Raw genomic sequence first — 3,404 nt, 5'->3', positions numbered from 1 at the left:
CCCGGGTCGGCACCGCCCCCAGCACCAGGCCTCGCGGGAACTGCGTGGGCAGATCCTTGAGGCTGTGGACCGCCAGGTCGATCCGCCGGTCGGCCAGGGCATCTTCCAACTCTTTGGTAAATAAGCCCTTACCGCCAACCGCGTGCAGTGCCTGATCGGCGATCGCGTCGCCCGAGGTTCGCACCGTTACCACCCGGAACGCCACGTCGCCGAAGGCTGAGCGCAGCGCCGCAGCCACCAACTCGGTCTGCGACCGAGCCAGCAGACTTCCCCGAGTGCCGATGACGAACTCGCTTTTCATCCGATAGTGCCCTCGGTCGCCGCCGTTTCAGGAGTCTCCAATGTGGCCATTCTATCCTCTGTAAACGACCCCGCCAAGCGTTGGACCCGCTGGCGATGAGGGCGTTAACTTAATATTCAAGACCTGACCCCGTGGGGTCAGGTCTTGAATATTAAGTTAACGGGTTTTCGATGGTTGGCCATGTGGGACGGTTCTGGCGACGGGGTTGTCGGGTTCGGGCGCTCAACGTGTTGTTGTGCACCCGAGATGCTCGTCTGGACTGGAGGGAGGTTCTTGGAGCGTCTTGCGTTTCCCGTGGAGCCGGACGACAATGGGGATGCAAGAGGATGGCCAGGTCCCAGCGGGAAGACGGCCAGCGGCGATCATTGCGGGAGCATGGATCAATGTCAGACGGACAGAATCAGGAAGGCAAGGTCAAGGTTCCACTCTACATCCACGCACTGTGCGGATGGCCCCTGTTGCTGGTGGCGGTGGGCGGAGCTGTCGGCGGCGGCTTGGGCGGCTTGGCGTATGGGGTCAACATTTCGCTGTATAAGTCGAGTGCCTCGAGGACGCTGGTCTGGATGCTGAATCCCGTCGTGGGCGCAGCCGCCATCGTGCTGTGGCTGATCATCGGTTCGGCGATTCAGTCGGCGATGAGGTGACGTCTTGCCGGATAGACTGCCTACCCTGAACGCACAGGCGAGTGATCAGCGACGACAGTGGCTTGAGGGCGCGCAGCGGGAGAATGGGATCGCTCTGGCCGCGGCGAGTCGGCGGGAGTCTCTAGCCGGCGGGGTAAGGGTGGCGCTGGCGGCAGGCGCGGTCGTGGCGGTCTATCTTCTGTGGCCGCGCTGGACGCCGGCGCTTGTCGCCGGGCTGATCGGGGCGGTGGCGTTCGCGTGTGCGGTCTGGTGGCATCGCCGGGTGTTGCGGGTGCGTGAGGCTTTGGAACGGCTCGCGTTGGTGCTCTCCGAGACGTTTCGCCGCTGCGGATCGGTGGTATCGCTTCGTTCGCCGGATCGTCCAGCCGAGATTGCGGAGATGCCGCCGCCGATCGTCGATGAGGGGCCGGTCTGGCGGTTGAGCGACCAGGAGCGGGATGACCTGGATGTTTATGCGTCGCCGGTGGGCGTATTCGGTCTGTTGAACCGGACGTCCACGCCGCTGGGTGCCCGCCGGCTGGCGGACATGCTGGACGGTCCGCTGCTGTCGTGCGAGAGGATTCGGGCTCGCCAGCGGGCGGTTCGCTGGTTGACGGAACATCCACAAAACCGGCTGGCGATGCTGGCGGCCTGTGCGCAGTTCCGCGGTTTCGACGGATTTGTTCTGGAATTGCTGTCGGCGGTGCGCCATGCGTTTTTGCCTCCAAAGACCGTGTGGCGGCGGCTTCTGCGGATATGGTCGGTCGCATCCGGGATCATGATCGTGGCTCTGGTGGCGGTGGCGAGTCTGGCCGGCGACGACATGATTGCCGGCGGGGCCGCCGTCGGTTTCATCATCAACCTGTCGATCTATGGCGTGCTGCGTCGTTCGTTGAATGCGACGTTGAATCCCTGGCGTCGCGTGGAGAACGTAGTGACGATGCTGGAGCCGGTGGTGGGCGGGATGGCGGCCAACCTGCCCGACGAGACGCCGCTGCGGGAGCTCAGGCGGGCATTTGGCCGGGCAGCCGAGGCGTCCGTACTGCCGGCTTTGCGGCGACGGGTCGCCTGGACGAACGCCGGCGGCCTGGTCCACGCCCTGCTGAACATCGTGTTTTTCTACGACTGGCATCTTGCCCAGGCCATTCGGGAGTGTGTGTTTCGGCGTCGTCGGGAACTGCTGGAGGCGTTGGCTGCGCTGGCTGATCTGGAAGCCCTGCTGAGCCTGGCGTGTTTCTCATGGGAGGAACCGGTGGTCTGTTGGCCCGAGCCGGCCGACGCGCCCGGCGTGCGGATCAGCCAGGGCCGGCATCCGCTGATTTCGCCTGAATGGGTCGTGCCCAACGACGCCGCGCTCGACCTGGACAAGCGGCTGTGGATCATCACCGGCGCCAACGCCAGCGGCAAGAGCACGTTCCTGCGGATGGTCGGGGTGAGCGTGCTGTTGGGGCAGGTGGGCGCCGCGGCGCCGGCGCTGAGCATGGCGTGGTCGCCGGTCTGCCTGATGACGGACCTTCAGGTGCGCGACGACCTTTCGCAAGGGGAAAGCTACTTCCTGGCCGAGGTGCGTCATCTGCGGCGGCTGGTCTGTTCGGACAATGTTCCCGCGCCGGTGCTGGGGCTGATCGATGAGCCGTTCCGCGGGACCAATTCGCGCGAGAAACGGGCGGCGGGCATGGCCCTGGTGGCTCATCAGTTGGCGAATTCCGGTTTCTTCCTGGTGGCCACGCACGATCTGGCCCTGAGCCGCTTTGCCGGCGATGGCGGCGCCGCTGAGAATTACCACTTCCACGGCGAGTACCTCGACGGCGCGATCCGTCACGATTTCCGCCTCCGCCCGGGCCCGGCGACCACGACCACGGCCATCCACATCCTCCGCCAGGAAGGCTACCCGCAGGCGTTTCTGGATGACGCCCAATGCTTTCTCTCTGAATGACCCCCTGCGACACTCGGCCCGCGAAAATTAAACTTTCAAGACCTGACCCTATGGGGTCAGGTCTTGAAAGTTCAATTTTCACCTCCTTCCGCTGCTGATCGACGGTAGGGCGATACTGGCTGCGTGGTTGGGGAATGAGGGCCGGGCCTGATGCGTGCATCGGGGAAACACCTAAGCAAAAAACCAGATCGGCCCTTATCGAAAAGGCTCCGATGGCGGATTAGATTCAACAGAGAGAGATAATCTGTGGGGGACCTTCGCTTGAGAGAAAGGTGACAAGCCATGAAAATTTCAGAGATTATGACAAGCAGCGTCGAGATCATCTCCGCGGACGCGACCATCGAACAGGCGGCTGAGAAGATGCGTTCGCTGGACGTCGGCATGCTTCCGGTCTACGAGGGCGATCGAATGATCGGCACGATCACCGACCGCGACATCACGATTCGGGTGACCGCTGAGGGGTTGGACCCGACGACCACCAGCGTCAGCGAGGCGATGACCGAAGGCGTGGTTCACTGCCGCGAGGACGAGTCGATCGAGCGGG

The 3,404-nt window shown here is 63.8% G+C and carries 4 protein-coding genes; 3 read left to right on the top strand and 1 reads right to left on the bottom strand.

Annotation, left to right across the window (positions count from 1 at the left end; translation table 11 throughout):
• A partial coding sequence (locus GXY33_10690) for a hydroxymethylbilane synthase (GenBank protein ID NLX05599.1) occupies positions 1-301 on the bottom strand: 301 nt, incomplete at its 3' end.
• Positions 302-684: 383 nt separating this feature from the next.
• Between GXY33_10690 and GXY33_10685 the strand changes: the two genes are divergently transcribed.
• From GXY33_10685 to GXY33_10675, 3 genes are all read left to right on the top strand, one after another.
• On the top strand, positions 685-945 hold the full coding sequence (locus GXY33_10685; protein NLX05598.1) for a hypothetical protein: 261 nt from the start codon (positions 685-687) through the stop codon (positions 943-945).
• 4 nt (positions 946-949) lie between these two features.
• Positions 950-2,860, top strand: a complete 1,911-nt coding sequence (locus tag GXY33_10680) for a hypothetical protein (GenBank protein ID NLX05597.1) — start codon at positions 950-952, stop codon at positions 2,858-2,860.
• A gap of 282 nt (positions 2,861-3,142) precedes the next feature.
• Positions 3,143-3,404 (top strand): CBS domain-containing protein (locus tag GXY33_10675; protein NLX05596.1); only part of this gene is annotated, 262 nt, incomplete at its 3' end.

It is taken from the genome of Phycisphaerae bacterium (genome assembly GCA_012729815.1).
GTDB lineage: Bacteria > Planctomycetota > Phycisphaerae > JAAYCJ01 > JAAYCJ01 > JAAYCJ01.
This window is presented reverse-complemented; position numbering and strand designations above follow the sequence as displayed.

What these genes read in the sequence shown, in the direction of transcription:
- GXY33_10685 (NLX05598.1), top strand. Translation starts at nt 685, where the DNA reads ATGTCAGACGGACAGAATCAGGAAGGCAAGGTCAAGGTTCCACTCTAC.